This window comes from Microvirga sp. HBU67558, assembly GCF_018069605.1.
Taxonomy (GTDB): domain Bacteria; phylum Pseudomonadota; class Alphaproteobacteria; order Rhizobiales; family Beijerinckiaceae; genus Microvirga; species Microvirga terrae.
Window position 1 is genome coordinate 1 of sequence record NZ_JAGPUP010000500.1, and the last position, 26356, is coordinate 26356.

A 26356-nucleotide genomic window follows, 5' to 3' on the forward strand; every position below is an offset into this window, starting at 1 on the left:
AGCGTGTCGTCGTTGCCAAGGATGCCGAAACCATCCGAGACACCAGCGAACGCGAAGCCACCGGTGGCGTAGATCAAAGCGCGGTCAAACGCGAAACCGGCGCGAGCGCGGATCGAGCCCTGCCAGTCGAGAGCGTTGCCAGCAAAGCCGTAGTTCGTGAACACGACGCCATCGCGGGTGATGACCAGGTCATCGTCGTCGTCGCCGAACACGCCTTCGACATCGCCTTCAACGCCGATGACGAACGAGCCGATCTGGTAGTTGTAACCAGCATGGACACCGGCCAGGAAGCCGTCGCCGCTGTCCGCGAAATCGCCGCTCTGCACCACGAAGCCGGTCGGCAGAACGATGTCGTTGTCGTTGGCATTCCAGCCATAGCCGATCTGGGCACCGACGTAGAAGCCGGTCCAGGTGAACACCGGAACGGCCGCGATGTAGGGAGCCGGCGGAGCAGCGCGGAGCGGGAGGTCAGCAGCGGAAGCTGCGGAAATGCCAGCCGTCGCGAGGGTGGTGGCGGCGAGCAAGCCGAGAAGACGGGTTTTCATGAGGAGAATCCTTAGGGCGAGAAGATCTTGAGGCAGATTATGGAGAGGCGGGAAAGAAAGGCTATGACAAAGATGCAACACCGCTCCGGTTTAGGCCCTGCTTGATGAGGCCGTGACGGTGATTATGCTTACCAAGCCGTTAACACTTCGTGGATTTGACAGGGTGGGGACCGCATGCCCTACTAGTCCTGTTTTCGGACACTCCGAAGGCGAGGAGAGACTTAGCCCTGCCCCGCAACGGGCAGGGTTTTTTGCGTCTGGAGCGTGGTCTCGCACCTCTCCTGGGGCGGTCTATAAGGAACTGACGTGGTCGGCGGCCGAGCCTTCCCGACGGTGTAGACCGTGACGCTGGGCGTTGCCTGCACGTATCACGATCCGCCCTCACTCAATCCCAAAGCGCTCGCCGTTGTGGCCTGTGCTTCAGTGGCAATTATGGGCTTCAACATCGTTCGCCGGCATGCGTCGGATGTCGAGCGCTATGCCATTCGGGAGCAGGTGTTCACGATCTCCGAGGCCGACTGGCTCGGCGGCGCTTGACAGCGGCTTTCCGCCTACTGGATCGACCTGACCGGCGAGGTCGAGGAGCCGTTCACGGTGCAGTGGGCCGGCGCTCTCGGCGGTGTGGAGCAGGCGCTGCAAGCGAAAGGCTGGCGGCCCGTGCCGTGGACGCTGGCCAGCGCGGGCAAGGAAACCCGACCGCAAGTGCCTGTAAACGCCCCTGCCCTGTTTCGTACTCCGCAGCCATGTGGTTGGGTCTGGAACAAGAGCTGCTCAATGACACGATCAGCGAGATGGGCACCGCTCTTGTTCTGACTCCGGGAGGGCCAGAGGCGGGCCCGTGTAACGGTTCCTTAGCCACGTCTGCTAAACCGGCGTTAGTCAGCCATTGGCAACACTCAAGCCCCTCACTCGCACTCAGGAGCCATCAGATGAATGTTCGTCTCAGTGCCGTAGCCCTTCTCACCGGGTTAGCTTTTGCTGCTCCTGTCCATGCCGAAGTCGACCTCCTCAGCCCTGAGCCCTTCGTGGATGCTCATGAGACCGAAACGGCTGCTCTCATCGCGGTGGATCTCGCGATGCTTCAGGGTGCGGCGTCTTTCACGCCTTCCGAGGCCGCTCAGCCAGTGTCTGTGGCCGATGCATCGAACAGTAATCGGGTGGAACTCCGCTCCGAGCCAGCCGCTCCCGCCGATCTGGTCAGCGCCACACCTGCTGAGAAGTATGAAGAGGGATCTCTTGCACCTGAGCTCTTCCTTGACCTTTACGAGGACGAGACCTTTGCATGGATAGCTGCTGATCTTGCGCCCGCCCTGGAACTGACGACCGGCGCGATTGCGAACGACAGTGCAGGAACAGCGCCTCTGCCGGAGGGTCAACTCATCATCCAGTCTCTCACGGATGACGCACTGCCGTTTGAGGAGTATCTGCTCCCATAGATCCTCTGAGCTTCAGCCGCCTCGGATATTGGATGTAGAGCAGTGTCCCTGAGAGAGTTATCGAAGCCCGAGGAACGAGAGGATCGCAAGCACGACAACGATGGCTCCGATAATCCAGATAATGCGGTTCACTGATGCTCTCCTAGGTCCAATTGCAAGCTCCAACGCTCCTACGCTGTGGGCTGTTCCTCGCTTTGGACCTTCTGGGACCGGCCGCAAGGGGTTAAGGTACTGCTGAAGCCATCGCGCGTTGAGTCGTTCGTGCAATTGCCTCCCGAATGCGCCAAGCCAACCGCTAAGGCTCATGCAAGGGAGCCCGGCATTCAGGATGTCCTCACCTTCGATGGGGTTCGCTCTGAGCCGCTATTGACCGATCTGGAATGTGTCGAGCTGCGGCGGAGTTCCGTCAGTCACGAAGGATCCTTCGTAAACCCCGGCCCGGGTATGGGCCACACACTCCACCATCGAGCCCTTCCGGGTCACATCGCCAAAGCGGCAGGAGCCGATCGCAGCCTCCGCCGCGGCATCGTCCGCTTGGCCGATGTTCGACGGATTGGCCAGGAACACCCGCTCGATGGACTGAACCGCGTTGCCGGAGCCTTGCTCAATCCGGCGGGCGCTCTCGCCTGCAAAGGACAGGATGCTGTTCCCGGTCATGAACCAGTACCCGCTCACGCCCGTGCTGTAGTTCATGTTCACTAAGATGGGCTTGCAGCCCTCGACCGGGTGCCCGGCATGGGTCAGCCTAGTGCATTCACCGGAGACCGTGACCATCTGGGCAGTCTTGCCCGCTCTCGGCTTCGTCGTCGGCTTTGCCGGGGCGGCATCCACGCCGAGAGTGACTGCAAGGAACAGCGCCACGGCAAGAGACAGCAGCATTGCCTGCCTCCATCGCCCCAGTCACACTATAGGCGCACCGGCCCTGTGCTGTCGATTTGATGGATCGGGTGGTATCTTGGCTCGCACCTCGAGAGAACGGTGACGAATGGACGAGCGTTTCTCACCGGTGATCTTCCTCTATGGCATGGGTCTCGTCCTTGCCGTCAGCAAGGCCTGTACGCTTTTCATCTGGCGAGCTCTGCCCAAACCAAGGCCACCCTTGCGCCAGACTATGATCGAGGCCTGGCGCCGCCGAAGGACCCATAAGCCGATCCCGGAGGCCAGCCCTGCTCCACAAAGATATCCCTCCGACCCGCACCGCACCATGTCGCCCTCCGAGGCCCCCGTCACGATCGACAGGCATGATCCTTCTGCGACGATGAACGGAGCATCCGGGCTGCCTGAGGGATCCAGCCGCCCGGCCCGGACCGCGCCGGCCGCGAATTCCATCGACAGCTCATCAAAGGGTGGGCACAATTGAGGCCTTCGACCCGATCGAAGGTGTGCGATGCTCGATGCTTCCGGGCGCGATCTTTCGTCTAAGGAGCCGCCTCCATCCCGCCGAGCTGTGAGCCAATCTCAGGGGCTCACGACAGCGACGCAGGTCCTCGCGGGCGTTGCCCTGCTCGGTGCGCTCAAGGTGGGCCTGCTCACCGCCCTTTTGGCTGGCTTGCTGGTCCATGAACTGGTGCATGCGCTGGCTCCACGCCCCAGCACCCTCGTGACCCGCCGGGCCGGCAAGATCCTGGTTGTGTCGCTGCTCGCCACCATCGTGGTTGTTGTCATCGGCGCGGCGATTCTCGGGCTGCTGTCCTTGCTGTCCGGTGGGCCGGACAGTTTGGCCATTCTGCTGCGGCGCATGGCCGAGGTCATCGAGAGCGCCCGTCCCCTGCTGCCCGACTGGCTCGGTAGCTATGTTCCGGCCGACCCCCAGGAGCTGAAGGGTGCCGCCTCGGCCTGGCTGCGCGAGAATGCGGGCCAGCTCCGGCTGGTGGGCGAGGATGTCTGGTGGGCGCTGGTCCACATCATTGTCGGCATGGTCATTGGAGCCATGATCGCCGTCAGCCACGAGGCGGGCGAGACCGAGCACGGTCCGCTGGCACAAGCGCTCCGAGAGCGGGCGCGCCTGCTCGGCGAGGCTTTCCGCAGCGTCGTGTTCGCGCAGGTGCGGATTTCCGCTCTGAACACTGCTCTGACGGGCTTGTATCTGTTGGGCCTCGTTCCGATGCTGGGGGTGCAGCTTCCGCTGACCAAGACCCTGATTGCGGTGACCTTCATCGCCGGGCTTCTGCCGGTGATCGGCAACCTGATCTCCAACACTGCAATCGTGGTGGTCAGCCTCAGCGTGTCTCCCTTCCTGGCCGTGAGCTCGCTCCTGTTCCTGATCGCCATTCACAAGCTGGAGTATTTCGTGAATGCCCATGTGATGGGAACTCACATCAGCGCCCGCGCGTGGGAGCTTCTCGTCGCCATGCTGGTCATGGAGGCTGTGTTCGGGATTGCCGGTCTGGTGGCCGCCCCGATCTATTATGCATATCTGAAGAACGAGCTTGCGGCGCGCGAACTCATCTGACCTGCGGCCGACACTCGCAGCTGCACGAACGGAGCCGAAGGAGAGCATGCACTTCCGGCAAGGCTCGAACGGCTCGGCTGTTGATGAGAGGGTCAGCTCCTACCTGTTCGCTGCGCCCGAAACTCAGCCCGTACAGGGGCTTCTGTGGTATGATGATAGCGTGAGTTCTCCGGGAGGGTGTCATGACCTCCAAGGTGACTAAGGTTGTCCTTACGGTTCTGACCTGCACAAGCTTGAGCCTCCCGCCGACCGTTGCGGAGGCGGGCATGAGAACCGGGACATGGCGCAACGGCATGGTAGCGGGTCCATACGGCATCGGCTGGTATGGTCCTCTCGGCACCTATGGTGGGCCTGCTTACGGTGGGTGGCGTTATGGCGGGTATCATCCCGGCTCCTATGGCGGATACGGCTATCATTCCCGCTTCTATGGGGGCTATGGCTATGCCCCGGCGTACTACGGCGGCTACGGCTATGATCCGGGTTATTACTACCGCGAACGGCGCTCGAACACCGGTGCGGCTCTCGCAGCCGGGTTGATCGGTGGAATGGCCTTGGGTGCCATCATAGCCGGTTCCGCGGCCCGTGCGGCTCCACGTTGCTACGTCGCTCCGCGCCGAGTGATCAGCTCCTCGGGGAACACCTACACCCGTCGCGTTCGCCTTTGTCGCTGATAATGGCAAGGCCCATCACAGCTTCTCAAACTGCTGCCGCCCGTGCCGTTGGCTTAGCTCCGGCTTACGAGTCCTCCCGTTCCAGCTATCATCCTGCGAGTGGTCCCTGAGAATTCGTGACAGTGCCAACTCAACCAGATTACGGAAATGTTGTTGGGGTCAGAGGGCGATTTCTTGTGACGTTGCAACCATCCACCGTCCCCGGTCGATCAGCGGAACCACAAGGGCTCCAAGCTCAACCGCCAATGTGTCGGTGCGACCGACGAACAAGAAGGCAAGGTAGAGCCGCATGAGCTCAATCGTGACATACTGGAAGCCCGTCTCGGAGCGCTTGTGAGGCTCCAAGCGCAGGACGGCCGCTTCAAGTTTGTTCATGCACGCTTTCTGCTCCTCCACTGGCGATGCCCAGAACCCGCTCAATCCACCGAAGACGCCCAAGAAATTGTCCCACAACTGGGCAAGGTTCTTGGCGACCTTCGCCTGTTGATCCGGAGCAAGGGCATGGAAGTCGGAGACGATCGCCTCAACCCGTTCAGGTCCACGGGGAATATACATCGGACCTGTCCCGATCGGCACGGGCAAAAGCCGCATCCGTTGCCAAGCGCGAGGGCCAGCAATGTGATGCATGACGATCCGCACGCCGTAGAGAGGCAAGCGCAGGATCGCCCTGACATAGCGGGCTGAGGCACGACCTAATACCCGAGACCGGGCATGCCCGGTCTGCCGCCCGTAATGCGGAACAATATCCGCCTGAGATCGAGGGGAGTAGATTTGAATCGGGTAAGATGGCTTATTCATGGGAATGCACGGTCTGACTTAGCCGAGAGCAAATCGGCTAAAGAGGAGCAATAAATAATTCGCAATATTGTCTTCTTATGCGTTCTGAGTGACCATTTGCAGGAGACATATGGTCACTCTGCATGCGCATAGCTACAAACGCTGAGAATGGGCGCATCCAATACTTCTGGATGCCGGTCGCTGATGCATGATGCGTGGATTCGAGGGCTTCGAGTTATCCTCGCAGCCCAGCCGGAATTGGGCGGGTGGCTCAGGAACGTTAACAGGCGCAGAGGTCCCTTGATAATCACCATCGGCTCTGCCTCGACTACTCGGCCGCCACGGAAGGCCACCTTGCGACTTATGAACAGCCCGATGAGATAGGGCCTGATCCCAACAAGCTCGGTTGCGTCAGCGAGGCAAGAAGGTTGGCCCTGTTGACGGTACTTCGCAAACCCCTTCGGGAACTCAGTTCGGCGACGTCTCCGGCCAATTCCCGAGGTGCATGATGTTCAAACGGCACAGTCAGATCAACCGGCTAGGCTAGCGCCGTCTGAGCGGAAACATGAAGGACCCTCGGACAGCTTGGCTGATCACTTCAGCCGGAAGCGATGGCGGGCCAAGCGAGGATGACGGCCCTGATCCTCTCCCTCCTATAGCTCGCTGCGATCACCTTCCAGTCAACCCGACGATGCCCCATCAGATCAGACCCAACCAAAAAGCCGCCCCAAGTTCGGAGCGGCTCGTTGTGAAGGCGGAGAAATCTGCAACTTACGTGCGGTCTTAAACCTGTAGATTGGTCGCAGATTCCTTGCCGGTGCGTCGATCGGATTCAACCTCATATGAGATTTTCTGCCCGTCCTTCAGGCTGCGCAAGCCGGCACGCTCCACCGCGCTGATGTGCACGAAAACATCCTTGCCGCCGTTGTCAGGCTGAATGAAGCCGTAACCCTTGGTTTCGTTAAACCATTTGACTGTTCCAGAAGCCATTCGTCTCTAGTCCCTCGTCGTTCCCGCTGGTAGAACGTCATGTTCCACCCTCCGCTGACAGATCCGTCACGCGAAGGACGCTAGTTGGGCGAGGGAACCGTGGCAATAAAGAGGCGAGAACAGCATTTGCTCCCATTCGGTCGCAACTGGTCTTGCCCGGTCATTTCTGACCCGAAGGGGGCAGCACGCCCTTTGAATGTGTTCAGGCTCCCGTTCTTGCTCTGTAGAACCGGTGGGGCAATGCCGGAGCAAATTCCGGCTCCGCCCATCCTCTCGCACGGCATTCGAACTGATCTTGGACCTCGTTCCATTCGGCTGGGGCAATGACCCTGGGACCCAGATCACGGGGCATCTCCCGGGCCGCGATATCTCAATTGAGGAAAACTCCGCTGGACGAGGAGCTACCGTGATGGCACCAGGTTCCAGGTCAGGTGCGGGCTCCACCCGCTTCGGGAGCGGGCGTCAAGACCGCCCGCGCATGACGCGGGGCCAATGTGAACCCCTATTCCAGCATTGCGATGGACTTGCACCGTCTCCTTCTTGCCGTCTCGCGGCACACCTTGTTCTGATCCCAACCAGCCTCACCGCGGGCAAGGGTAGAGGAGAGGTTCTCCCACAGCGGAGACCCATCACGATGCCGGCACGGTCCACCTCGACATTCAACCGGTTCGAGTCGAGGTCCGTTGTGTAAGCACCCCCTGGTTCGATTTTGCGGATCTCGCGGGCGCCGGCTGCCCGGCGGGCCCTTTCCGCAAGCTCCGGGGAATATGGCTGCCCTACCAGCGACTGCGCCTCGCCAGCGGAACATCCCTTTTCCGCTGGGCCAGTGGCTGGCTGGGCGAAGCCCGAGGCCGGAACGATGATCAATAGATTGGCCGTCAAGAGAGCCTGCGCCTTGTGACGTGTGGCTTGGAGGATGAGGGCTTGCACAGCGGCCTCCCCTGCTGGGTCTGAAATCATAGCCCCTCGACCGGCATCTGTCCTGAGGTGGGAATTCCTGATGACATCGGCTGGAACCTCTGGCGCCATCACCCATTTAACATGGGTTAATCAAGACCAAGAACGGTCCGCTCCGAGAGAGTGGCCTGAGGGACAAGCGCCCTGGAAGTTCAGTGTCAAGGCAACGCCGGACGAGTCACCGGCGGGCGCATAGTATTGCCCATCCAGTCTTCAGTTGTGCGTAACAGTTTCGCCCTTGGTCGACACACGCGTGTCACATGATGCGGTTCAGGCTGCGGAGCTTGAGACCGTCTCGTTCATACTTTGATTTCATTTCTTGCGAGGAACCATGCCGAATGGACAATTCAGCCAGACACCCCCGGACAAAGCGAACGAGCTCTTCGAAAAGCTTCTCGCCACATCTGACAACGCGGTCAAAACCCGCGAACGCCTGTTTGCAGACCTGAAGGACGAATTGGAACTTCTCGCCAGCCTTCAGGAGGAGCACTTGTTCCCTGTGCTGCGACGGCACGGGATGCACGATCTCCTGCAGGATGCCATCAACGACAATCAGGAAACGGCCGCGCTCCTAGACGAGTTGGAGCGCATGCCCAAGAACAGTGCTGAGTTCATCAGCCAGGTGACGGAACTGCGGAGGGTGTTCCAGCAGCACATCCGCGACGACCGGAAGGAACTGCTTCCTGCCGTGCTCAAGGTGCTGAGCGACGAGGAAGCCAATGCCATTGTCGAGACAGTGGAGGATGAAATGGCAAACATTGACGACACCAAACGGTTCGAGGCCCGACGTGCCCGTGAGCAGGGCGAAGCCGTGCAGCGGGTGACGGAGGACGTGGCCGACACACTCCGGTCCGGGGTGGAGAGCGCCCAGACCCTGGTCCAAGCGATGCAGGAGGCTGTCCAGACCAGCTTTGGGGCGTTCTCGGAGCTCACCCGTCGCTCGGCCGGCCAGGGCCTGTCGACAGCCGATCGGCCCGATGCGGTGGCCCTGGGGCTGAGCGAAGAGGCGGCCCATAACCTGCGCGCGGTGGCCCAGTCCGGGACTGTCCTGGTCCGTGGTCTGCAGGATGTGTCACGGGAGGTGATTGACCGCAGCCAGAAGCGGCTGCAGCGCAACCTTGATGGCCTGCAGTCCCTCGCCCGCTGCCGGTCGGTGACGGACGTCGTCGAGGTGCAGAGCTCGCTGTTGCGCGACAACCTGGAGCAGACGGTCGAGAACAGCCGGCGCATTGCCGAGCTCACGCTCCAGATGACCGAGGAGGCCACCCGCACCGTGACGGTGCAGGCCGAGAAGACGGCCGAGCGGGTCCATCGCGCTGCCTGAGTGTTGGGCAAGCAGCCTGACAGGAAGAGCGCCCGTGAGGCGCTCTTCATTTGTGATGGGTCAGACCTGAGGCTGGACGGCTTTGGGCTATCATCCTTTGGAAAACCGGTTTTCACGTCAACATCCCATGGAGCCGATGTCAAAAGTCAAACCAAGCTGATGGCTGCGGACGAGCTGGTAAGTTCAACCGAGCTTGTGCTTGATGCATGGTTGCCCGCGCAGTTGCCAGCAGGGCGCCGAAGACAATGATGGCGCTCGCCAGGTGGCCATACTCCCACTGCCGCCGCAGTGTTTCCCAATTGTCGGGAATCTGGGTCCAGTTGGCTGTGGCTTGATTGGCGGGAAACACCCAGATGAAGAAGACAACAAGGCTCATTAGAATGAGTCCGACCGAGCACATCGCCGCCCGTGCGGCTCCCGGGTCGCGGCGCCGCTCCGTCAGGGCGAGAGCCCTGTTGGCAACCAATGCCGCAGCAATCGGAATGCTGAACAGAGCCCACCCGGCGTAGATCTGCTGGACGATAAAGTAGGCGTTGCGATCAAGGCCGATCTTGCCGGGCAGCTCAAGCAGGTGGGCGCCGCTGGGAAGGAGAATAATGACGGTCAGTGACAAGGCGATCAATCGGAGAAGCATGACTTCATTCCTTCTCGTCAGCGAGTGAACACGAGAACTGCAGCGGCGATGCTGGTGATGCTCCCGGCGCCCCGATCATCGACATACGAGCCGTTCACCGGAAACAGCTGCCAGCTGACGTTCAGCCTCATGCAGTTCCTGTTCCGCCCCTCTCTGATCGGACTTCCCAGGAGGGGTGGGCAAACTCACAGGGTTGAGTTGACGACCCCCGTCGCGCCTCCGGTCATCCGCACCTGCACACCAAGACGGAAGTAGACGATCGTGAAAAGCGCGGCCCAGATCAGATCGACGGTGCCAAGTGACACGACATCCGATCCAACACGAGACATGCTCCAGAGAATCCAGACCGGGATTCCGAATGCCAGCTTCTCGATCACGCACGCGATCATTGCCGGTCTGAAGCGGACCGGGTCGGTCGAGATGATGAGAAAGAGGATCTGAGCTGCCAGCGCCGTGCCGACGAAGCCGTAGAAATATTCAGGATGGGCAATCGGGACGGTCGCCGCACCAATCTGCTTCTCCAGAAAGTAGAAGGGGGTGAGTAGAACGATCCCGTAGAGACCGGCAAGTCGGAAGACCCATCGTGCAAATCTCATCGCTCCCTCCTACGCGGCAGCCGCTCCCGGTCTCTATGCCGCTCAACGATCCCGCCCATACTGCAGCAGTGCAGGACGAGGACTCGGCCAGTCGCTCCACTTGCCCGGCGATCAGAGTCAACATGTTGGCCCCCTGTGCCTGTTTGAGACAATCACACGGCCTGGTCGGGTGTGAAGCTCGGATGGGGCTCACGCATGAGGTTCGGCGAGGCCGTAGAGGATCAAGCTGAATGCTGCTCCATAGACTATCCAGCCCGGGTGCCGGCCTCGGGTCGCCCACAGATTGCCGAGGGCGGCGAACAGGTACGAGCTCCCCACCAGCAGGCCCGCTGCCAGCCTTCCCTCCTGCCCTGAGAGGCAGGCCGCTGCGATCAGCGCGAGCCCCCCGATGAACCAGTTGAAGGTGCTGAACTGCAGCAGGAGCGTCACCAGCCTCTGGATCGGCACGCTGATCCGTGCGGCCGCGAGCTCCCGGACCGGATCAACGAGATGCGATTGGGTCAGCAGGCCATGGACGACGGCACCAAAGCTGCCGAGGAGCCCGGCGAAAATAAGAGCAGCGTCGTGTCTGGTCATGACCATACACCTCTGTATGGTCATGACCATAATCCAGCCGCTGGACGTGTCAATACACATGTGTATGGTGCAGCCATGGGTGAGCAGCTGACCAAGCTGGACTGGTTGAAGCACGGCCTGCGGACGCTGGCGAATGACGGGCCGGGCGCGTTGAAGGTCGGTCCCATGGCCGCCAAGCTCAACGTGTCGCGCGGCAGCTTCTACTGGCATTTCCAGGATATTGAGGATTTCCGCTCCGAGCTTCTGCAGCACTGGCAGGGAACCTCGACGGATGAGATCATCGATGCACTGGACGCAAGGCCAAGCGACCCGGACCGGTTGAAGGACTTGTTACACCAAGCCTTTGGCCGACAGCCCAGGCTGGACCGTGCTGTCCGATCTTGGGCTGCCCACGACAAGGATGTTGCCCGCATCGTTGCCGCCGTGGACGACCGGAGGATCGCCCGCGTCGCTCAATTGCTGGTCGATGCTGGCCTGGACACCACACGCGCGGGCCATCGAGCCTTGTTTCTCTACTGGGCTTTTCTGGGACAGGCGGCCGTCGCGGACCAGCGCCACACGACACTGTCGAAGGATGCACTGAACGATATCGCACATCTCTTCGGGCGTCCGGACTAGATTCGGCTCGGGAGCTTGGTCCATTTGCGAGCCGGCCGCTCGCCCCGTCCAGAGGAACTCGCTGGACGGGGCCAACAGGGGAGCATGATGATCTGTGCGGCCGTCTGTGAGAGGATCTCTCGGCTGCGGTCGAGCCCGGCTGACCGGGACCTTGCGATCATCCCGATGGCCATTGAAGTGTCATGGGCGGTGCGTTCGCGGAAAGCGGTCTCCAACCATCTGCTCGGCTGAGGCCTGTTTGCTTCCAGAGTCATCCTTCGGCTGGATTGCCGCCGCTCATTAAGGCACGCAGGTGCCCGACGAGCGCATCAGGATGCACAGGTTTCGGGATGAACACGGCCGACGGCGGCATATCCCCCGGGTTCGGGAAGGCCTTGCCGGAGATGACCAGCACACCGACTTCCGGCCAGCCCTGCGCCACGAGGCGTGCGAATTCAAATCCATCGAGAGAGCCGGGCATGTCGACGTCGGTGAGAACGACGCTCACGTCCTTTCGCCGCCTGAGGGTCTCGAACGCCTCGTCCGCATCTTCGGCTTCCAGCACCCAGAAGCTGGCCTCACGCAGGATGTCCACCTGCGTCAGCCGCACCAGCGGTTCATCTTCCACGAGGAGCACGACGGGTTGATCCAGGATCGGGGCGCGGGGCTTGACCTTCATAGGGCCAAGAACGGCGGTTGCTCGAACTCGGTTCCCTGTCGTTCTGCAAGGGCTTGGCTCTGTCGGTCGAGGACGAGCCGCTGGTGCGGCTGATCGCGGCCGACATTCTCGTCGACGCGAATTTCCGTGTGATCGAAGCATCCAATTCTGAGGAAGCCCTGACCGTCCCGCGAGCTGGGGTCGAGGTGGACGTCCTGCTCTCGGCTGCGGACATGCCGCACGGCATCAATGGCTATGAGCTTGCTCGACGCACGCATGGGTGCTGGCAAACGGTCGAGATCCTGATCACATACGGCCGGTGATTGGCCGAGGGAGGGGCCCGCCGCCAGGAGCCGCATTCCTGGCCAAGCCCTGCCCAAGTGAGACCCTGGTGTCTTACGTGCACTCGGCCGCCAGAGTCACACGCCCCGCTCCGGATGCGGTCGAGCCAACCGAGGGAACGATTGTTCCGATCCCGAAGGAGGAATGAGCCGGACAGATCACCAAGAGGGTTTTCTCTTCAAAGCAATCAGGCTCTCGGGGCCTGCGGGAACTCTATGGGCGTTTGATGAGCTGAATGACCTTCCGGCTCTCCGGCTCCACGATCGCAATCTGATCACCGGCAATCAGGTAATTGTAAGTCGTGACAGTCGGAACGGCGGTGGCGGCATCCTGGGGCAACTCGAGCAATTCCACCTCTGGCTGAATGACCATACCGATCCGGAGGGGCTCGTTCAGATCGGCCTCCGGCAGATCCGGGGAGGCCTTGACCTGGTCCAGGATCATCTTCTGCTTCTCGGAGGAAAGCGGGATCGGCTCACCGGACTCGACGGGAGTTCCTTGTGCCGGCTGAGACAGTGCGGGAGAGCCACAGCCGAGGGCTAGCGTCCCAAGCAGGATCAGTGGCACTGTTGCTCTCATGACTACCTCCTCCGCTGATTGGGACAACCGTGAGCGTGAGGCCCGGTTGCGTATGCTCCTCAATCGCAGACCCTGACACGCCGCTCGATCACCTCACCCCACGGATTCATCCGGCGCTTGATGGTCAGGCGGCAATCCTCGCCTTTCCACCAGGGGTGGGTCGCAACAGTGTAACCAAGACATTGCCATCCTGGTCCCGGTCGGCCGTAAATCCGCTCGTCTTCGACATACCGTGGGCCACGCTTGATCCACTCCTCGTAGGAGCGTTCGGTAACAGCAGGTGGTGGGGCCTCGTAGATCTCTCCTCGGCTCTCTACCTCAACACCTTCCTAGGGAGCGACCCCATAATCTGCCGCCTGGGCTGAAATGGTCAGGCACAGACCGGTCAGCCCTGCGATGAGAATTGCCGTGTGTGTTCGCACCAATCTTTCCATGCGGTCAGGCTAGAAGCCGAGTCTGACCATGACCAGAACAATGGCGGAGGGGGTGTGACGCCCACCCGAATGAGTCCTTCAGCTGGGATTCACTTGCATGGGGGCGGGCCGTCAGGCAGCCGTTCAACAGCCAGGCCCTGGATAGACACGAGTGTGGATTCTGCTTGGCCAGGGAACTTTGCTCGAAGCTTGGCGTTATGTGGGCTCGACCTGAGGCATCAGGCGTCGAGCCATAACGAAGAGTGGCTGTTCCAGCAGCCCACCAAGAACCTGCAAGGGCATTCATGCACGCACTTCCTCAAACCACCCGGCCCGAATCCTCGCGGGCCTTCACCATCATCCTCGAGCGCCTTTACGCCATGGCGCGGCAGACGGATCCCTCGCTAGGCAATCCCGTGGATCTGGAAGCATCGCTTACGGCCTTGCCCACCGAGAGCCGCAATCAGGTCATGCTGGTGCTCGAGAGTGTCGAGAGCCGGGCGCAGGCTCGGACCGACGTGGAACTCGCCGAGGCGGCCCGGACGGTCCGGCAGGCTGCCGGCCGGGTCTGGGCTCATGAGGGTCGTGGCAGCTTGCGCTGTGCGTAAGGCGGAGGGTGCAGAGGCGGGAATTCAGACCACCTGTCCGTCTTGAGTGACCTCTGAACGGCAGCGGTTCCCCCTCCCCTTCACGGCCAGATTACACAGATCATCCGACATCGCCGAGATGGTTCTCCTCGACGTCGAAGAACCGGAGCGAGCCGGGAAGTGGCTTGAAGGGCATGATCCGTGGATTGTGTAACACAAAGCCGTAGGGGCCGGTGAACCAGGGGGAAGGATGCTCGGTCACGCAGTCGGCGATCTCGACCTCGCCGACGACTCCCCCTCGGGGAAGGTCCTCTTTCCGCGGCAAGCCTCCACTCTGTATGATCGCCTGACACAGCCAGTGCTCAGGGCTCCGGCACGCCTGTTGGAAGGCGCTATAATCCTCCTGGCGGACCGTGGCAGTGGCATGGATCAGGACGCGCCCGCGGAGTTGGGTCGGCCAGTCCCGGTTTTCGACATCCATCCCGGCATGGAAGATCGCCCACGCAAAAGGCTGTCGAACTGAAAGAGCAACCGCCATGCTGGTCTCAATCCGACTACGATGAAAATTTTGCCTCGAGTTGAGCAACGAGCGTTCTGAGATGCTCCGGCAAAGGTGACTTCAAGGTATCCTGATAGATACTCCTCAAGGAATGGCCGAGAATGAAGTTCACTTGATGCTGCGAGAAAGTCAGGCTGTCTGGGATAGGGTTCATAATCTCACGGTTGTCGTTCCATGGCATGGGATTATTCTCAAGGTCTGTTCAGAGTTGCGTCAATTAACACAGGTTAATCGTAACTCATGCGCTCGTGATCTGGTTTCAGCGGGGCTGTGAAATGACCTTGCGGCCCTGATTGCTTTTTCATCGGACGCGGGCAACGGCCGGCCGTGATGGGCGGCGACCGTGTTCGGCTCCAGGGCAACCTGGATTTTTCCAGGCCCTTGTCCTTGGGGCGCGTACCGCGACCCGCCGGGTGATTTCTCGCTGGCTTCCGAAGCGAACGATAACCTCTGCCCGCCGTTGATAGGGGTTTGTGCCTTTGTGAAGGACGGGTGGATGCCGCGCTTCTATTTCGACTTGGTGCTAGGGATGGACTACCTGCGCGACGATGACGGTCATGAACTTGGTAGCCTGCAAGCGGCCGAGCGCGATGCCATGCACACAGCAGGTGAGATCGCGCGATCCCGGCTGCAAAATGGAAGTCCCGAGGACATCAGAGTCGAGGTCAAGGATGAGCACAGACAACAGGTCCTCGCTGTGACCGTGTCGATCCGCGTGGACCGGATCGAGCCATCTCACACATGAGAGCCGACGCGATCGAGTTTGCAATGGATGTGACCGGTTTCTCCCCTATCACTCTGCTGAAAAACCCAGACCCAACTTAGGCGAGACTTGCGTTCCGATGTGGTTGTCGAACAGTGGCAGGCCGCTTTCCTGAAGAGGTCTGGTTCGATCAGTGACATTGGACAAACACACTGAGCAATTGGTGCCAGTAAATTCACGCCTCACGCCTCATCCCAATGTCCTTCGATCACAGCGATTTTGATCTCGATCAGATCCGCGAGAATGCTGTTGGCAATGAGAGCCTGAAGATCTTGTGCGAGTTCCTTGAGTTCGGTGAGGTTGGCGCCTTCGGTCAGGTTCCGCTCAGCCATGCGTAAAGCCTCTGTAAAATCCATTGCTGCGTCCCCCATCAGAATCAGTCCAGAGATGAGCGCCCGAATGGGGCAATCATGCGCCAGCAGATGAACGCTTTGGTGATGACCAAACTGCTTGATGGCAATCGAGCTCACATTTCGATACAGCGCCGTGACCACAGGCCGCTCGAGCAGCCCGTCAATTGCGGCACGTTCCTGTGCTGATCGAGAAGCCGTTGGAATCCAGGTCGAATCTTATGCTGACAATCACGCGATGAATGCCCGCTTGGGGACATTGCGGTTGTGTCTCGGCTTTCGCGTGTCCGCACAATTCACCGTGGATGGACACACGGGCTGCACGGGATGTCGCTCCTACTCCCTATGGTCGCGGACCGCCAGCATGCAGCGCCTCAACGATCCGATTTCGCAAAGATGTTGGGTAGAGCGGGTTATCCGAGCGGATGGAACTCTCGTCTACGCTGAGGAAGCTCACGGGTGGGCTGGCGCACCGGCCGATAACGGGTTCTATAGCTGGTATAAACCGGCTTCCGATAATGCCGATAGGCACGATTGTGTCCGCGGCCGGTGTTCGCACCGATGACACCGCCAATTACTCCGCCGACTGCGGCTCCGACGGGACCACCGACAAGGGCGCCCGCCACCGCACCAGTCCCAACGCCCACCGCTGTGCGATTTTGCGCCAAGGCGAAAGTTGGAAAAAGTGTAAGCGCCGATAATGAAGCAAACGCGATGACAGCCTTCCGCATGCGATAAACCCCTTGTTCTGATTGCCGGATCTAACCCCGAATGCGATGCATGGTTCCGGCATATCAAGCTGTCGTTGAGAATGCTGGTGTTACCGACTGCTGTCATGCGAGCTGGCACGGTGTCCATCGCGGGCTTCAAATCTCAAATCATCACATCCGAAGAGACTGCACCGAGCGCACGCGTGGACAAGGCAGAGGCGTGCCATAGAGTTGCCGCATTCCTTAACCGAAACTTACGCCGGCTGGACAATAAAAGGGGAACTCGAATGGGGAAGCTATTCACGACACTCGGGGTTTCAGTTGTTGCGCTCGGAACCTTGATCGGGAGCGTGCAGGCGAAAACCGTCTTCTATGAGATCAACGGTCAGCGGTATTCATACGACACCAGTAATCGCAAGCAGGCAGCGGCGGCTCGCAAGCAAATCGAAGCGGCGAAGGCCCTAGAGATCGCCCACGCCAAGGCCGCGGCAGAACGGGCGAGCAATCCGTTGGTCGCCCTCTTCGGATCGCAGATCCAAAGAGAGGCCGCGGAGGCTCAGGCGCGATTTGAAAAGATCCTCTCGGATCAGCAGCAAGCTGCGGCAGCGGGCAAAGATCAACGTCCTTCGCCGGCCACCAAGGATGAGGACTTTGCAAGAGCTGCAAAGGACAATGCCAGCGAGCCGGCGGGAACAACCGAAGGCCGGCAGACCGTTGCCGTCGCGACTCTAGCATCTCCACCGTCGGGGCCAGACTCCCGAGCCTCTGCGGAGCCAGTTCGCACCGACAATGCCCGTAAGGCAGCCATCAAGTCGGTTTTCCTCGATGCCGAAACCGGGATCAAGACGATCATCAGGATGGACGGATCGGTACAGGAGGAACTCTTCGACCCCGGCATTCTATCCAAGCTTGATCCGGAACCTCGCTCTGCAAGCTCCGTCGGCAGTGTGGCAGGCTCCGATCAGTTGCCTAAGACCGCACCGGAGGACCTGACCGGCTCCACTGGCTTTCGAGGAGCGACGCTCGAGCCGGGTTTGCGCTCCGAGGTTCGTGGTCGATCCCTGACGAATTAACGCATCGAGCACCCCAACATCATCCTCCGGGTCACGGCGTTGTCTATGAGCTCAGTCATCGCTGGATGGCTTACGTCAATTCCCGGGCGTTGCCTTTAAGACATGCTGATCGGTGACGCAGGCGAAAGAAGGTCTATCGCCGCGCCACGATCGAAGCCGGAGCCCAGATCCGGTGGAGGAGTGGTGCTGCGATAATCCCACCGATCACGATGAATGCCGCCATGACCAGCCCCAGGCGCCCATACCATGCGAACCGCTCGTTGCGTCTCATAGAAAACCGATGGTTGTTGCACTCCGGGACATTATACGGGCGAGTGCCATCAGCCAAGGGATCAGGATCTCGCCCCGCCATCCACAGACAAAGGGGAAGGCGCGGATTCAGGGCCATGTGGATCACTTCTCCAACCGACGTCATAGCCTTTGCCCACGAGCAAAGCTCTCCCTTGTGAAGCTGGGTCAGAGAGTATTCTACAGGGTGGGGCCTGTGCCCGCGCCAAGAGAAAGGCCTGGGAGCCCCCCAGCGGCACCCAGACCTTACCTTACCTAAGGCTCCGGAGGACCAGGGGCGGAGCGGCCTAGATACTCCGGAAGGTAGGGCGGAGGCAGCGTCCGTCCAGCACAGCGATCACGTCGGCCCGATCCCAGGCGATTAACAATGCCCCAATAGGTGCGGCAATATTCCTCTTTATCCACAAGTGTTTAACGGAACAGATGCGGCCATCGCGACGTTTCTGGAACTCACGGCGATGGCTGGGGAGCATTGCCTTTGGGACGACATGGCTTTTGATTCTTCAAATCGGGCTTCCGCTGAGATTGCCCATCACCTGAGCGCTCTTTCCACAAAAGTGGACGAGATTGCCAAGCGTGCTGGTGTATCTGCCTCTGAGCGTCTGGATCTTGAGACCCACCTAGCGGCCCTGGCGTGGCCGGAGCGGCGGCGTCTGGGGTTGATCCTGGAAAGTGCACGTGTCAGCGCGAACAGCGAGGCCGTCCGGGATGCGGTCGCGGTGATGCTCGGACTGGCTTCCGAAGTCTGGGCCAAAACGCCTCCGCCTGCGGAGCGGGACAGCGAGGGAGACGGGGAGCGGGAAAGAGAGTGAACAGCGAGTTGGCGCAACCCTCTGCGGGATAAGCGCTCTGCGCCGTGGATATCCTCCATCGGTAGACCACGAGCAGAACGTACCCATGAAGAGCCCGGGTCTGACGCCCCTTAAGTCTGATCGGAGATGGCAGGATGTTCGGCGTCAGGTGGTATGAGTTCTGTCCTGTGCCCACCGCGACTGATACTGACGTACGATCTCGCGAAGAGTGTTGGCCTCATCCTCGAGACCGTCGGTGGCATAGGCGGCTACGACATCCGAGAGTTGGCTCACAATCTGCTTCGGGGTCTCACCGGCATCCTCAAGGGATTTGAGATGCGCCCGTGCGGCGGCCTCAAAGCTGCTGCCCTTACCGTGATCTTCAACTGCTTCCCGGAAGGTCGGGTCGTGAACCATGATGCCCCTGTCGTGCAGCCTTCTGAGGACTGTCGCGTGTCAGCCTCTCCGAAGGCTTGAAGGAGCACAAGCCATGCAGGCTTGACAGAATGACGCAGGAGCGAAACGCACCGGGAGCATGAAGACGTGCGGAGCGGTTTGATAGTTGCCCGGTGAAATGCGGATCGTTTCAGGATGAACAGCGGTTGGCGGCCTCGCGAGACCTTATGCTACCGCAAGCTACGTCCGGCGACATTCCGCCTCCGGGCGAGCCGCTTGGCGTGCCCCCGACCATGCCACCACAGATCCTGGTCACACCGACAGCGCCTCAGCCCATAGCAGAGTAGGATTGCTGCATCGCTCACGCTGTCGGGGTGGTCTTGTAGTAGGCATCGACCCTGGCGCCGTACTCGTTGTCCGTGAACGGATCCTCCCCGGCGCCGTACTGCGGGGCATCAACCAGTCGATCGCTGTCAATGTCGACCACATAGCCGCCCAGCCGCGGGTCATAGGTCAGAGCCCGCCAGGGCAGCGGATGGTAACTCTCGCCGATTCCGAGAAAACCGCCGAAGCTCATCACCACGTAGGCGACCTGACCGGAGATCTTGTCGACCATGAAGTTGTACACGCTCCCGAGCGGCTCGCCGGACCGGTTGAACACCGGCGTGCCCTCGACCTTGCTGGAGGCAATCAGACGCCGGGTCTCCTCAATGGCAATCCCCTTACCCGACGGGTCGAGCTCCATGGAGCCCGGTTCGCGAAACTGTCTTTCGTTTGGCAACTGCGTCGGCATGATCTTCTCCTCCCGAGGGGAACGTCATGCTGGAGCGCCCGTTCCGGCCTGCTTGGGTGCTCAACACGGCACGCCAAGGTTCGATGTGCCTGTTCAGGTCACTGAGACCGAGCCGAAGGCCAAGGGTACGACCGAAATCAATCCTCCCAGAGTTGGATGACAGAGGTAGGCGCGACCAGGCCGAGAGAGTGGAGAACGTGAGGTGGGCTCTAGGTCGCCTGGAAGGCTCGGCGGGCTCGTTCCCGGATTTCGTCCAACTCGTCCTGGAGGGAATTGATCTGCGCTTCCAGCTCCTCGAGGGAGGCACAATCCGGAGTGATGAACAGGCGGCCGTCCTCGCCTCTGGTGTAACGCAGGAGGGCAACCCTAACGGAGGCTGGGTTGTCGGGAGTTCCCGGAGTGATCACCAGCTCAAAGGCTCCCAACAAGTGCATGGGGCTGTCTCCTTCCCCGGTTTAGAGCGCCCGGATTGAGAAGGATTGTAGAGGGTTGCGGCGTTATTGCCTGTGGCCAACCACGCGGTCTATGAACAGGACCCGATCTGCCAATCCGGAAGAGGAGGATGGCTGAACATCAACCCGGCCGGAACACAGTCAGGACGGCTCGTACTCAGGCCTGAGGCAGGTTGGGAATTGATGGACCCGGTTGTTTCCGGATCGGAGACCGTGTCGAACTTCTGGGACCAGAGATGATGCTGCCAGGATGTATCGGAGATCGTGTTCTCGGATACGGTACTCTCGGCTGCGGCAACGGAGAGGGTAAGGCCCGCCAGCAACATCGCGGCTGCGGGAATTCTGACACCGATCATGGTAGCCTCCACAATTGAACTAGAAAATTAATCCTCAACCGCTCAACACCGTTCCCGTGCGGCAAGAGACATTGACCACTCGTGCCGCTCACTAGGACATGCTCGTCAATGGCGTTTCGCGCCTGGACCGCAGCCATCTTGAGATCAATCACGTCAACGGTCGGACGCACCGGCTTGGCGCAAAGGCGGTTCGAGGCGGGAGATCGCCAGGGCCCGGCCCAGTTTTGCCTGAGATCACCAACACTCCGAAGTCCGGCCATCCCAGCCGCGCGGACTCGAACCAGTCAAGGGAGCCCGGCATGTCAGCGTCGGCCAGGACCGCCTTGATGTCAGGCCGCTGCGTCATGATCTCGAACCTCGTCGGCATTCTCAGCCTCCAGGACCCAGAAGTCTGCCTCACGCAGAATGTCGACATGTGTCAGGCGGACCAGCGGTTCGTCCCCGACCAGGAGGACTACCGGCCGATTCAGGATTTCGCTGCGGGGCTTCATGTGCGCAGCAATGGGCACTTGCAAACTTGGTTCCACACCGACAGGGATTTACGAACTTCAGGGCATGGTCGTGCCGAGCTACGGCTTCGCCGGGGTCGGCGGCTGTTCGATCTCGGCCTGGGCAAACGTGGTCAGCGGCTTCGCTTTCGGATCGACGATGGTAGCAACCCAGCCGCCCGGGAACCGGCCCAGTTTCTCGTTATGGGCCCGCACGGCGCCGATGAGATCGCTGCGGGCCACCACCAGCTGGTCTTCCTGCCGCTGGAACTCCCGCAGCCGGTTCTGCAAGGCCGTGTCGCCCGTGAGCTCGGGGTAGCGCTTGATGGTTGCATACAGCCTCTCCAAGGCATCTGAGAGGCGCTGTTGGGCCTGTTCGTAGTGCCGGAAGCGATCCGGCTCGGCGAGGAAGCCATCGGCGTTACGAATGGCGACCACCTCGTCATGGGCCGCCATGACCGCGTCGAGCACCTCGCGTTCGGCCGGGGCCTTCTTCCGCACGGCCTCGACCAACGGGGGCACCTGATCGGCCCGTTGGTGGTATTCGCGGAGCACCTCGCTCCAGGCCTGCTGGGCCCGTTCTCTCAGGCTGGGCACGTCCCCAGGTGCACAGGCCATCACGCCAAGGGTGAGGCCGAGGGCAAGGCTCCAAGCTCCCAAGCGCGCACGCACCGCTTCCTCCTGGCCTGGAGGGGCCAATTGACCAAACCAGCCGCGAAGAGCTGGCCATTGCTCCCGTAACCCGAGCCGTCGGCGCTGGTTCCCAGTTCTGAGAGCTGCCATCCTCGCGGACGACTCCAGCTGAACCCGATGTCAGAAGGTCTCCCCTGAAACCCGATCAGAGCTTCTTGCCTTTGGCGGCAACTGGACGCCGGGATCCGTGCTCAACCAATACCTCGGTTTCCGGCGTCTTCTCAGCCGAATGGCCCTGGAACGGCATGGCCGCCCACGCCCTTGCAGCCTTCAGCTGAAAGAACTCGGCGGCCCGCTGGACATCGGGATCGGGCGAGAAGGCCTGGAGACTCTGGAGGGTGAGCACCAGACGGCGACGGTAGGGCCACGGCAGGGCGGCCAACGTGTCGTCCACGTTCAGGCGCGCAGCCCCTTCCACTCCAGCCTGATCGGCAACGTCCTCGATCCGCCTCTGAACGGCACTCAGGCTCGCCGGGGTGGGAATATCACTCATTGAGACAATTCACGGGTACACTGCAAAACTGCCTCGGCAACGGCCACAGCACCAGTTTCGTTCCTCCGGCCCTGCCCTTGGTGACAATTGCACCCTCAAGTGAAACCTCAGCAGTGGCTTAGCGCCAAAAGCAAGAACCGGATGATCGATCCGAAAAAGCCAAGCTAAACCTCAGAGACGGCTGGCTAATCTTCTCCCCCAAGCCGGGCTTTAACCAGCTATTAACCATGCCTTTACATCCTCAGGTTCAGTGAATCCCGGAGATACCATGGCTGGTGACAGACAGAATTTCGAAAAAGGACATCTTGGCAAAGCAGCCCAGGTTCGGATCGGCCGCAGGCTGCGATTGGTCTACCGCCCCCTCATCGGCGAGCCGATCCCCGACGAGTGCGTTGATCTGCTCCTTGCCCTCAGGCGGAAGGAACGGGAATTGGGTCGCTCAGCGTAGCCCTCGTTGAGCGCCAAGCCCCAGGGCCCACCATGCAGCCCTGCTTCGGCTCAATGGTCCCGCTGAAACCCAAACTCGCCAAGCATCGTTAGCTTCCCTGAGGCTTGTCCCACTCTGTAGGAGTAAGGTCATGCGTAAACTGGCAGTTCTCTCGGCGGTGGCCCTGGTCGGGTTTGGATCCATGGCGGCCAGCACGGATGCGGAAGCCCGCTCGCGCCGCAACACCGGAGCCGTGGTCGCGGCCGGCGTGGCCGGCCTCGCGGCCGGCGGCCTGATTGGCGCTGCCGCGTCCAGCGCTTACGCAGCTCCCGCCTATGGCTACGGCTATCCGGCCTATGGCTATGCGCCCGTCATGACGACCCGTGTGGTGCGCACCTATGACGATTACGATTATGCGCCGGCCCCGGTCTACCGCACCAGACGGGTGGTCCGGTACTCGGCGCCGGTCACGTACGGCTATGCGCCCGCGCGCTACGGCTATTCTTGGGGCGGTCCCGCTTACGGCTACTACGGCTGGTAGGTTACGGCTACTACGGCTGGTAGGAAAGCCATAATGGGTGGTGGATAGCAGCGAACAGCCGAGCCCCGGGGGTGCCACCCGTCGCTTATGAGACAATAGGTCTCTTGCGACGCACGCTTTGGACGCTATGTCGGCTTGAACACGCGGTGCTCTTTGCCCCCAACCTGTAGCTCGCGTGTGAGAAGGCCCTGGTCAATCGGGGCCTTTCTTTTGGCTCACGTTGGAGGCTTGTGTCGCTGCAACCCATCCACACCTGGGATGAGACCGTCTGACACTCCCGCGATGAATTACTCCGCGGCGGATGCCGGAAGCGATCCGACATCACGAGGCTGGGGAGCTGCCATGACGGACTGGATCTTCGCTGCGAGATCGTGGGTCCGATAAGGCTTATAGAGGAAGTCGACGTCATCGATCGTCCCGTCGTCCACATAGCCGGTGGTCAGGAGCACCCGGATGTCCGGCGTTTCACGCTTAATCACGCGTGCAAGATCGATGCCGTTGAGTTCACCCGGCATCCGTACGTCTGAGAACACGAGGCGCACGTGTCCGTCCTCTTTCAGCAGCCGAAGCGCCTCGTCGGCGGATGCAGCCTCGATTGCCTCGAAACCCAGCGAGCGGATTGTCGAGATCGCCACTTGGCGAACTGCCGGATCATCCTCGACGACGAGCACGGTCTGCCCAGCCCCGAAGGGCTCTTCAATGGCGGGGTGGGTTTCCTGCGGACGCTCGACGACGCCTTCCGTCCGGGGCAGAAACATCCGGATGCTCGTACCCTCGTTCGGTACGCTGTCTAACTCCACATGGCCATGGGATTGCTGGACGAAGCCATACACCATGCTGAGCCCAAGGCCCGTGCCCTTGCCACTCTCCTTGGTGGTGAAGAACGGCTCGAACACGCGCTGCAGCACCTCGGGAGGCATGCCGGTTCCGGTGTCGCTGACCGTGATCATGACGTACTCGCCAGCCGAGACAGCATTGCCTTCTTCCATCACCCGGTTTTCGACGGCAATTGTCAGGTCGCCGCCCTCGGGCATGGCGTCACAGGCATTGACCGCAAGGTTGAGAAGAGCAGCCTCGAACTGCGCCCGGTCGACTTGAATGGGCCAGATCTCCTGCTCCAGCTGAAGGCTGGCGTTGATGCGCTCCCCCAGCGTCCGTTGCATCAGGTCGAGCAGCCCTGGCATGAGGGTGTTCACGTCGATGGTCGAAACCTGCAGGGGCTGGCGGCGCGAGAAGGCGAGAAGCCTGTAGGTGAGATCGGCACAATGCTGAGCGCTCTCCATTGCCATCCGAACGCGCCTCTCGGCCTTCTCGTTGCCCTGGATGGATTTCCGAAGCAGATCGAGATTTCCGATGACGACGCTCAGCATGTTGTTGAAGTCGTGGGCGATGCCGCCCGTCAGGCGGCCGACCGCATCGAGCTTGCTGGCGTGGAGCAGGTTCTGCTCCATCTGCTTGCGCTCGGTGATATCGAACCACATGCCGAAGAATTCCCGCGGGCGTCCCTCTTCGTCGCCCATGAGCACGGTCTGGTCGAGGACATGGCGGTCCGTCCCATCGGCGCAGCGCCAGCGGTACTCCAGGCTGACGGTGCCGTCCTCCGCCAGATCGTGAAGCTGAGCCAAGATCCGGTCGCGATCCTCCGGATGGAGCCGGGACGACCAGAAATCCGGCCGTTCGAGAAAGGCCTCCGGCCCGAAGCCGGTGATCCGCTCGATGCTCTCGTTCGTAAAATGGAGTTGCCGGTTATCCTCCGTCACGGAGGCGGTATAGAGCGCGATTGGCAGCGACCGGAGGACGAGAGACTGGTGCTCCTCGCGCCGCCGCAGGGCCTGCTCGGCCTTCAGCTTCTCGCTGCGGACCCGCAGGTTTTCCATGAGCAGCCGCCGCTCCTCCTCGCCCTTCCGGCGGATCTCCTCCGTCTTGCGGTAGAGGTCGACGAAGATCTCGACCTTGGATTTCAGGATCAGCGGCTCGATCGGCTTGAACACGTAGTCCACCGCGCCCGCCGAATAGCCGCGAAAGACATGCACGTCGTCCTTGTTGACGGCCGTGAGGAACAGGATCGGCACCCGCGCCGAGCGCGGCCGGGCCCGGATCAGGCCGGCGACCTCATACCCATCCATCCGCGGCATCTGCACGTCGAGCAGGATAACAGCGAAATCATGTTGCAGGACGTGCCGCAAGGCCGCCTCGCCGGAATCAGCCGTGATGATCTCGATGCCGGGCCAGCGCAGCATTTCTTCCGCGGCCAGGAGATTCCTGTGATCGTCATCAACCACCAGGATCTTGGCAGGGATCGGATCTGACAGGGGGGATCCCGAGCCGAGGCGGAGTGCGCCCACGTGTGCCTCGACCTGCCTATAATCTTCCATCATGAATTCAGCTTGGTCCACGCACAAAGGGCCGGCTTGTTATCAAATATCCTCATTCGAACATAGTGGTCCAAGCTTGTGTGCAGGTGGCGCTCAGGTCCATCGGTAAGCCACAGACCCGGCCGAAGAGACGACCGACACCAAGTCTGTGACCGAACACCATCTCAGCTCGGTCGATGTGCCAAATTTGTCGCCTGTCACAGTCTGCACGGAGCCTCCGTCATTGGTTGAGCTGCATACGGTCTTGAGCGTTCAGCGGTGCCGGATTGCAGTGGTCAAGAACCAGATTCCTCCAGTCGATCCTGGTACCGACAAGGTGGTGATGATCATTCACCCCGAGTAGATGGCGTTTACAAGGACGCTATGGGCCTGCGGTTTCGCCCGAAAGCCCATGGTCCACCAGGTATTTTGTGCTCCCATCCAACCCGGATATTCCGCGCTTTTTCTTTTGCCTGATCTTCGTAGTCAACATAGTGTGGTTTCTATCTGGCAAAAGCAACAAATCATACGATGGCGCAATGGCAGAAGTGTAGCAGCCTTCTAAGAAATCTATTCTGAACAAATATTCAGAAAAATGAACCAGCCTCTGCCTTTATAGCTATGCGGACAGATGGAGCCAGCTCGGTGAAGACTTTTCTGGCAATCGAATTCATCAAATTTATCTTCCTACAGAT

The 26356-nt window shown here is 60.7% G+C and carries 33 protein-coding genes; 13 read left to right on the top strand and 20 right to left on the bottom strand.

Going from position 1 to position 26356, the window contains the following annotated elements; genetic code table 11:
• Nucleotides 1-545, bottom strand: a 545-nt coding sequence (locus KBI52_RS11285; RefSeq protein ID WP_210807488.1) for an outer membrane protein, incomplete at its 3' end; no start/stop codon positions are given.
• Nucleotides 546-887: 342 nt separating this feature from the next.
• Between KBI52_RS11285 and KBI52_RS11290 the strand changes: the two genes are divergently transcribed.
• Together KBI52_RS11290 and KBI52_RS11295 are read left to right on the top strand one after the other, a co-directional pair.
• The gene (locus tag KBI52_RS11290; protein ID WP_210807490.1) at nt 888-1082 is read left to right on the top strand and encodes a hypothetical protein; all 195 of its coding nucleotides are present in this window, start codon (nt 888-890) and stop codon (nt 1080-1082) included.
• Nucleotides 1083-1474: 392 nt separating this feature from the next.
• Nucleotides 1475-1981, top strand: a complete 507-nt coding sequence (locus KBI52_RS11295) for a hypothetical protein (protein WP_210807492.1) — start codon at nt 1475-1477, stop codon at nt 1979-1981.
• A 363-nt stretch (nt 1982-2344) separates the two neighbouring features.
• Here KBI52_RS11295 and KBI52_RS11300 read toward each other — a convergent pair whose 3' ends face one another.
• Entirely contained in the window at nt 2345-2860 is a 516-nt protein-coding gene (locus KBI52_RS11300) for a hypothetical protein (protein ID WP_210807494.1), read from the bottom strand.
• Between the two features lie 508 nt (nt 2861-3368).
• Here KBI52_RS11300 and KBI52_RS11305 point away from each other — a divergent pair.
• Entirely contained in the window at nt 3369-4433 is a 1065-nt protein-coding gene (locus KBI52_RS11305; protein ID WP_210807496.1) for an AI-2E family transporter, read from the top strand.
• Between the two features lie 182 nt (nt 4434-4615).
• Nucleotides 4616-5104 carry a hypothetical protein gene (locus KBI52_RS32870; protein ID WP_247654332.1) on the top strand — a complete coding sequence of 163 codons (489 nt, stop codon included), beginning with the start codon at nt 4616-4618 and terminating at the stop codon, nt 5102-5104.
• Between the two features lie 159 nt (nt 5105-5263).
• On the opposite strand, the gene KBI52_RS11315 is transcribed toward KBI52_RS32870, so the two are convergent.
• The 3 genes from KBI52_RS11315 to KBI52_RS34090 all read right to left on the bottom strand — a co-directional run bounded on the left by KBI52_RS11315 (nt 5264) and on the right by KBI52_RS34090 (nt 7900).
• Nucleotides 5264-5659, bottom strand: a complete 396-nt coding sequence (locus tag KBI52_RS11315; protein WP_210807498.1) for a hypothetical protein — start codon at nt 5657-5659, stop codon at nt 5264-5266.
• A gap of 1005 nt (nt 5660-6664) precedes the next feature.
• Complete coding sequence (locus KBI52_RS11320; RefSeq protein WP_210807500.1) at nt 6665-6871, bottom strand: cold-shock protein; 207 nt, start codon at nt 6869-6871, stop codon at nt 6665-6667.
• Nucleotides 6872-7333: 462 nt separating this feature from the next.
• On the bottom strand, nt 7334-7900 hold the full coding sequence (locus KBI52_RS34090) for an I78 family peptidase inhibitor (protein ID WP_371823156.1): 567 nt from the start codon (nt 7898-7900) through the stop codon (nt 7334-7336).
• 259 nt (nt 7901-8159) lie between these two features.
• Here KBI52_RS34090 and KBI52_RS11330 point away from each other — a divergent pair, with 259 nt between their 5' ends.
• On the top strand, nt 8160-9152 hold the full coding sequence (locus KBI52_RS11330; RefSeq protein WP_210807504.1) for a phasin family protein: 993 nt from the start codon (nt 8160-8162) through the stop codon (nt 9150-9152).
• Nucleotides 9153-9291: 139 nt separating this feature from the next.
• Here the strand turns inward: KBI52_RS11330 and KBI52_RS11335 are convergent, their stop codons facing one another.
• From KBI52_RS11335 to KBI52_RS11345, 3 genes are all read right to left on the bottom strand, one after another.
• On the bottom strand, nt 9292-9786 hold the full coding sequence (locus KBI52_RS11335; protein ID WP_210807506.1) for a DUF1772 domain-containing protein: 495 nt from the start codon (nt 9784-9786) through the stop codon (nt 9292-9294).
• A gap of 185 nt (nt 9787-9971) precedes the next feature.
• The gene (locus KBI52_RS11340; protein WP_210807508.1) at nt 9972-10382 is read right to left on the bottom strand and encodes a hypothetical protein; all 411 of its coding nucleotides are present in this window, start codon (nt 10380-10382) and stop codon (nt 9972-9974) included.
• A gap of 189 nt (nt 10383-10571) precedes the next feature.
• Nucleotides 10572-10958: a hypothetical protein gene (locus tag KBI52_RS11345; RefSeq protein WP_210807510.1), complete on the bottom strand. Its 387-nt coding sequence runs from the start codon at nt 10956-10958 to the stop codon at nt 10572-10574.
• A gap of 75 nt (nt 10959-11033) precedes the next feature.
• Here KBI52_RS11345 and KBI52_RS11350 point away from each other — a divergent pair, with 75 nt between their 5' ends.
• Entirely contained in the window at nt 11034-11576 is a 543-nt protein-coding gene (locus tag KBI52_RS11350) for a TetR/AcrR family transcriptional regulator (protein ID WP_210807512.1), read from the top strand.
• Nucleotides 11577-11826: 250 nt separating this feature from the next.
• On the opposite strand, the gene KBI52_RS11355 is transcribed toward KBI52_RS11350, so the two are convergent.
• A complete protein-coding gene (locus KBI52_RS11355) occupies nt 11827-12234 on the bottom strand; it encodes a response regulator (protein WP_210807514.1) in 408 nt (135 codons plus the stop codon).
• Between the two features lie 17 nt (nt 12235-12251).
• Here KBI52_RS11355 and KBI52_RS32875 point away from each other — a divergent pair, with 17 nt between their 5' ends.
• Nucleotides 12252-12536, top strand: a complete 285-nt coding sequence (locus tag KBI52_RS32875) for a response regulator (protein ID WP_247654333.1) — start codon at nt 12252-12254, stop codon at nt 12534-12536.
• A 232-nt stretch (nt 12537-12768) separates the two neighbouring features.
• Here KBI52_RS32875 and KBI52_RS11365 read toward each other — a convergent pair whose 3' ends face one another.
• Nucleotides 12769-13134 carry a DUF1236 domain-containing protein gene (locus KBI52_RS11365; RefSeq protein WP_210807516.1) on the bottom strand — a complete coding sequence of 122 codons (366 nt, stop codon included), beginning with the start codon at nt 13132-13134 and terminating at the stop codon, nt 12769-12771.
• A gap of 718 nt (nt 13135-13852) precedes the next feature.
• On the opposite strand from KBI52_RS11365, the gene KBI52_RS11370 reads away from it, so the two are divergent.
• Nucleotides 13853-14155, top strand: a complete 303-nt coding sequence (locus KBI52_RS11370) for a hypothetical protein (RefSeq protein WP_210807518.1) — start codon at nt 13853-13855, stop codon at nt 14153-14155.
• Nucleotides 14156-14255: 100 nt separating this feature from the next.
• On the opposite strand, the gene KBI52_RS11375 is transcribed toward KBI52_RS11370, so the two are convergent.
• Both KBI52_RS11375 and KBI52_RS34095 read right to left on the bottom strand, forming a co-directional pair.
• The gene (locus KBI52_RS11375; protein ID WP_210807520.1) at nt 14256-14672 is read right to left on the bottom strand and encodes an ASCH domain-containing protein; all 417 of its coding nucleotides are present in this window, start codon (nt 14670-14672) and stop codon (nt 14256-14258) included.
• Nucleotides 14673-14688: 16 nt separating this feature from the next.
• Nucleotides 14689-14874, bottom strand: coding sequence for a NepR family anti-sigma factor (locus KBI52_RS34095; protein WP_210807522.1), 186 nt, complete (start codon nt 14872-14874; stop codon nt 14689-14691).
• 315 nt (nt 14875-15189) lie between these two features.
• Between KBI52_RS34095 and KBI52_RS11385 the strand changes: the two genes are divergently transcribed.
• Nucleotides 15190-15438, top strand: coding sequence for a hypothetical protein (locus KBI52_RS11385; RefSeq protein WP_210807524.1), 249 nt, complete (start codon nt 15190-15192; stop codon nt 15436-15438).
• A gap of 200 nt (nt 15439-15638) precedes the next feature.
• Here the strand turns inward: KBI52_RS11385 and KBI52_RS11390 are convergent, their stop codons facing one another.
• Both KBI52_RS11390 and KBI52_RS34100 read right to left on the bottom strand, forming a co-directional pair.
• A complete protein-coding gene (locus tag KBI52_RS11390; RefSeq protein WP_210807562.1) occupies nt 15639-15950 on the bottom strand; it encodes a hypothetical protein in 312 nt (103 codons plus the stop codon).
• Nucleotides 15951-16219: 269 nt separating this feature from the next.
• The gene (locus tag KBI52_RS34100) at nt 16220-16537 is read right to left on the bottom strand and encodes a hypothetical protein (protein ID WP_371823158.1); all 318 of its coding nucleotides are present in this window, start codon (nt 16535-16537) and stop codon (nt 16220-16222) included.
• Nucleotides 16538-16803: 266 nt separating this feature from the next.
• Between KBI52_RS34100 and KBI52_RS11395 the strand changes: the two genes are divergently transcribed.
• Together KBI52_RS11395 and KBI52_RS11400 are read left to right on the top strand one after the other, a co-directional pair.
• On the top strand, nt 16804-17589 hold the full coding sequence (locus KBI52_RS11395; RefSeq protein WP_210807526.1) for a hypothetical protein: 786 nt from the start codon (nt 16804-16806) through the stop codon (nt 17587-17589).
• Nucleotides 17590-18284: 695 nt separating this feature from the next.
• On the top strand, nt 18285-18689 hold the full coding sequence (locus tag KBI52_RS11400) for a hypothetical protein (RefSeq protein ID WP_262265635.1): 405 nt from the start codon (nt 18285-18287) through the stop codon (nt 18687-18689).
• Between the two features lie 144 nt (nt 18690-18833).
• On the opposite strand, the gene KBI52_RS11405 is transcribed toward KBI52_RS11400, so the two are convergent.
• The 5 genes from KBI52_RS11405 to KBI52_RS11425 form a co-directional block, all read right to left on the bottom strand.
• The gene (locus KBI52_RS11405) at nt 18834-19085 is read right to left on the bottom strand and encodes a hypothetical protein (RefSeq protein ID WP_210807528.1); all 252 of its coding nucleotides are present in this window, start codon (nt 19083-19085) and stop codon (nt 18834-18836) included.
• Nucleotides 19086-19425: 340 nt separating this feature from the next.
• On the bottom strand, nt 19426-19857 hold the full coding sequence (locus KBI52_RS11410) for a PRC-barrel domain-containing protein (RefSeq protein WP_210807530.1): 432 nt from the start codon (nt 19855-19857) through the stop codon (nt 19426-19428).
• A 209-nt stretch (nt 19858-20066) separates the two neighbouring features.
• The gene (locus tag KBI52_RS11415) at nt 20067-20291 is read right to left on the bottom strand and encodes a hypothetical protein (RefSeq protein ID WP_210807532.1); all 225 of its coding nucleotides are present in this window, start codon (nt 20289-20291) and stop codon (nt 20067-20069) included.
• A 943-nt stretch (nt 20292-21234) separates the two neighbouring features.
• On the bottom strand, nt 21235-21825 hold the full coding sequence (locus KBI52_RS11420) for a LemA family protein (protein ID WP_210807534.1): 591 nt from the start codon (nt 21823-21825) through the stop codon (nt 21235-21237).
• Nucleotides 21826-21991: 166 nt separating this feature from the next.
• Nucleotides 21992-22339, bottom strand: a complete 348-nt coding sequence (locus KBI52_RS11425; protein ID WP_210807536.1) for a hypothetical protein — start codon at nt 22337-22339, stop codon at nt 21992-21994.
• 268 nt (nt 22340-22607) lie between these two features.
• Between KBI52_RS11425 and KBI52_RS34105 the strand changes: the two genes are divergently transcribed.
• A complete protein-coding gene (locus KBI52_RS34105) occupies nt 22608-22787 on the top strand; it encodes a NepR family anti-sigma factor (protein WP_210807538.1) in 180 nt (59 codons plus the stop codon).
• Nucleotides 22788-22917: 130 nt separating this feature from the next.
• Nucleotides 22918-23307 carry a hypothetical protein gene (locus KBI52_RS11435; RefSeq protein ID WP_210807540.1) on the top strand — a complete coding sequence of 130 codons (390 nt, stop codon included), beginning with the start codon at nt 22918-22920 and terminating at the stop codon, nt 23305-23307.
• A gap of 287 nt (nt 23308-23594) precedes the next feature.
• Here KBI52_RS11435 and KBI52_RS11440 read toward each other — a convergent pair whose 3' ends face one another.
• Nucleotides 23595-25652 (bottom strand): response regulator, encoded by a 2058-nt coding sequence (locus KBI52_RS11440; RefSeq protein WP_262265634.1) that lies wholly within the window; start codon nt 25650-25652, stop codon nt 23595-23597.
• Nucleotides 25653-26356 lie beyond the last annotated feature (704 nt).

What these genes read in the sequence shown, in the direction of transcription:
- KBI52_RS11340 (WP_210807508.1), bottom strand. Translation starts at nt 10,382, where the DNA reads ATGAGATTTGCACGATGGGTCTTCCGACTTGCCGGTCTCTACGGGATC.
- KBI52_RS34090 (WP_371823156.1), bottom strand. Translation starts at nt 7,900, where the DNA reads ATGGCGCCAGAGGTTCCAGCCGATGTCATCAGGAATTCCCACCTCAGG.
- KBI52_RS11355 (WP_210807514.1), bottom strand. Translation starts at nt 12,234, where the DNA reads ATGAAGGTCAAGCCCCGCGCCCCGATCCTGGATCAACCCGTCGTGCTC.
- KBI52_RS11375 (WP_210807520.1), bottom strand. Translation starts at nt 14,672, where the DNA reads ATGGCGGTTGCTCTTTCAGTTCGACAGCCTTTTGCGTGGGCGATCTTC.
- KBI52_RS11415 (WP_210807532.1), bottom strand. Translation starts at nt 20,291, where the DNA reads ATGCACTTGTTGGGAGCCTTTGAGCTGGTGATCACTCCGGGAACTCCC.
- KBI52_RS32870 (WP_247654332.1), top strand. Translation starts at nt 4,616, where the DNA reads ATGACCTCCAAGGTGACTAAGGTTGTCCTTACGGTTCTGACCTGCACA.
- KBI52_RS11300 (WP_210807494.1), bottom strand. Translation starts at nt 2,860, where the DNA reads ATGCTGCTGTCTCTTGCCGTGGCGCTGTTCCTTGCAGTCACTCTCGGC.
- KBI52_RS11295 (WP_210807492.1), top strand. Translation starts at nt 1,475, where the DNA reads ATGAATGTTCGTCTCAGTGCCGTAGCCCTTCTCACCGGGTTAGCTTTT.
- KBI52_RS11385 (WP_210807524.1), top strand. Translation starts at nt 15,190, where the DNA reads ATGCCGCGCTTCTATTTCGACTTGGTGCTAGGGATGGACTACCTGCGC.
- KBI52_RS34100 (WP_371823158.1), bottom strand. Translation starts at nt 16,537, where the DNA reads ATGCGGAAGGCTGTCATCGCGTTTGCTTCATTATCGGCGCTTACACTT.
- KBI52_RS11335 (WP_210807506.1), bottom strand. Translation starts at nt 9,786, where the DNA reads ATGCTTCTCCGATTGATCGCCTTGTCACTGACCGTCATTATTCTCCTT.
- KBI52_RS11315 (WP_210807498.1), bottom strand. Translation starts at nt 5,659, where the DNA reads ATGTATATTCCCCGTGGACCTGAACGGGTTGAGGCGATCGTCTCCGAC.
- KBI52_RS11425 (WP_210807536.1), bottom strand. Translation starts at nt 22,339, where the DNA reads ATGAGTGATATTCCCACCCCGGCGAGCCTGAGTGCCGTTCAGAGGCGG.
- KBI52_RS34095 (WP_210807522.1), bottom strand. Translation starts at nt 14,874, where the DNA reads ATGCCATGGAACGACAACCGTGAGATTATGAACCCTATCCCAGACAGC.
- KBI52_RS11305 (WP_210807496.1), top strand. Translation starts at nt 3,369, where the DNA reads ATGCTCGATGCTTCCGGGCGCGATCTTTCGTCTAAGGAGCCGCCTCCA.
- KBI52_RS11350 (WP_210807512.1), top strand. Translation starts at nt 11,034, where the DNA reads ATGGGTGAGCAGCTGACCAAGCTGGACTGGTTGAAGCACGGCCTGCGG.
- KBI52_RS11320 (WP_210807500.1), bottom strand. Translation starts at nt 6,871, where the DNA reads ATGGCTTCTGGAACAGTCAAATGGTTTAACGAAACCAAGGGTTACGGC.
- KBI52_RS11370 (WP_210807518.1), top strand. Translation starts at nt 13,853, where the DNA reads ATGCACGCACTTCCTCAAACCACCCGGCCCGAATCCTCGCGGGCCTTC.
- KBI52_RS11410 (WP_210807530.1), bottom strand. Translation starts at nt 19,857, where the DNA reads ATGCCGACGCAGTTGCCAAACGAAAGACAGTTTCGCGAACCGGGCTCC.
- KBI52_RS11345 (WP_210807510.1), bottom strand. Translation starts at nt 10,958, where the DNA reads ATGACCAGACACGACGCTGCTCTTATTTTCGCCGGGCTCCTCGGCAGC.
- KBI52_RS34105 (WP_210807538.1), top strand. Translation starts at nt 22,608, where the DNA reads ATGGCTGGTGACAGACAGAATTTCGAAAAAGGACATCTTGGCAAAGCA.
- KBI52_RS11405 (WP_210807528.1), bottom strand. Translation starts at nt 19,085, where the DNA reads ATGGTTCACGACCCGACCTTCCGGGAAGCAGTTGAAGATCACGGTAAG.
- KBI52_RS11435 (WP_210807540.1), top strand. Translation starts at nt 22,918, where the DNA reads ATGCGTAAACTGGCAGTTCTCTCGGCGGTGGCCCTGGTCGGGTTTGGA.
- KBI52_RS11395 (WP_210807526.1), top strand. Translation starts at nt 16,804, where the DNA reads ATGGGGAAGCTATTCACGACACTCGGGGTTTCAGTTGTTGCGCTCGGA.
- KBI52_RS11365 (WP_210807516.1), bottom strand. Translation starts at nt 13,134, where the DNA reads ATGAGAGCAACAGTGCCACTGATCCTGCTTGGGACGCTAGCCCTCGGC.
- KBI52_RS11330 (WP_210807504.1), top strand. Translation starts at nt 8,160, where the DNA reads ATGCCGAATGGACAATTCAGCCAGACACCCCCGGACAAAGCGAACGAG.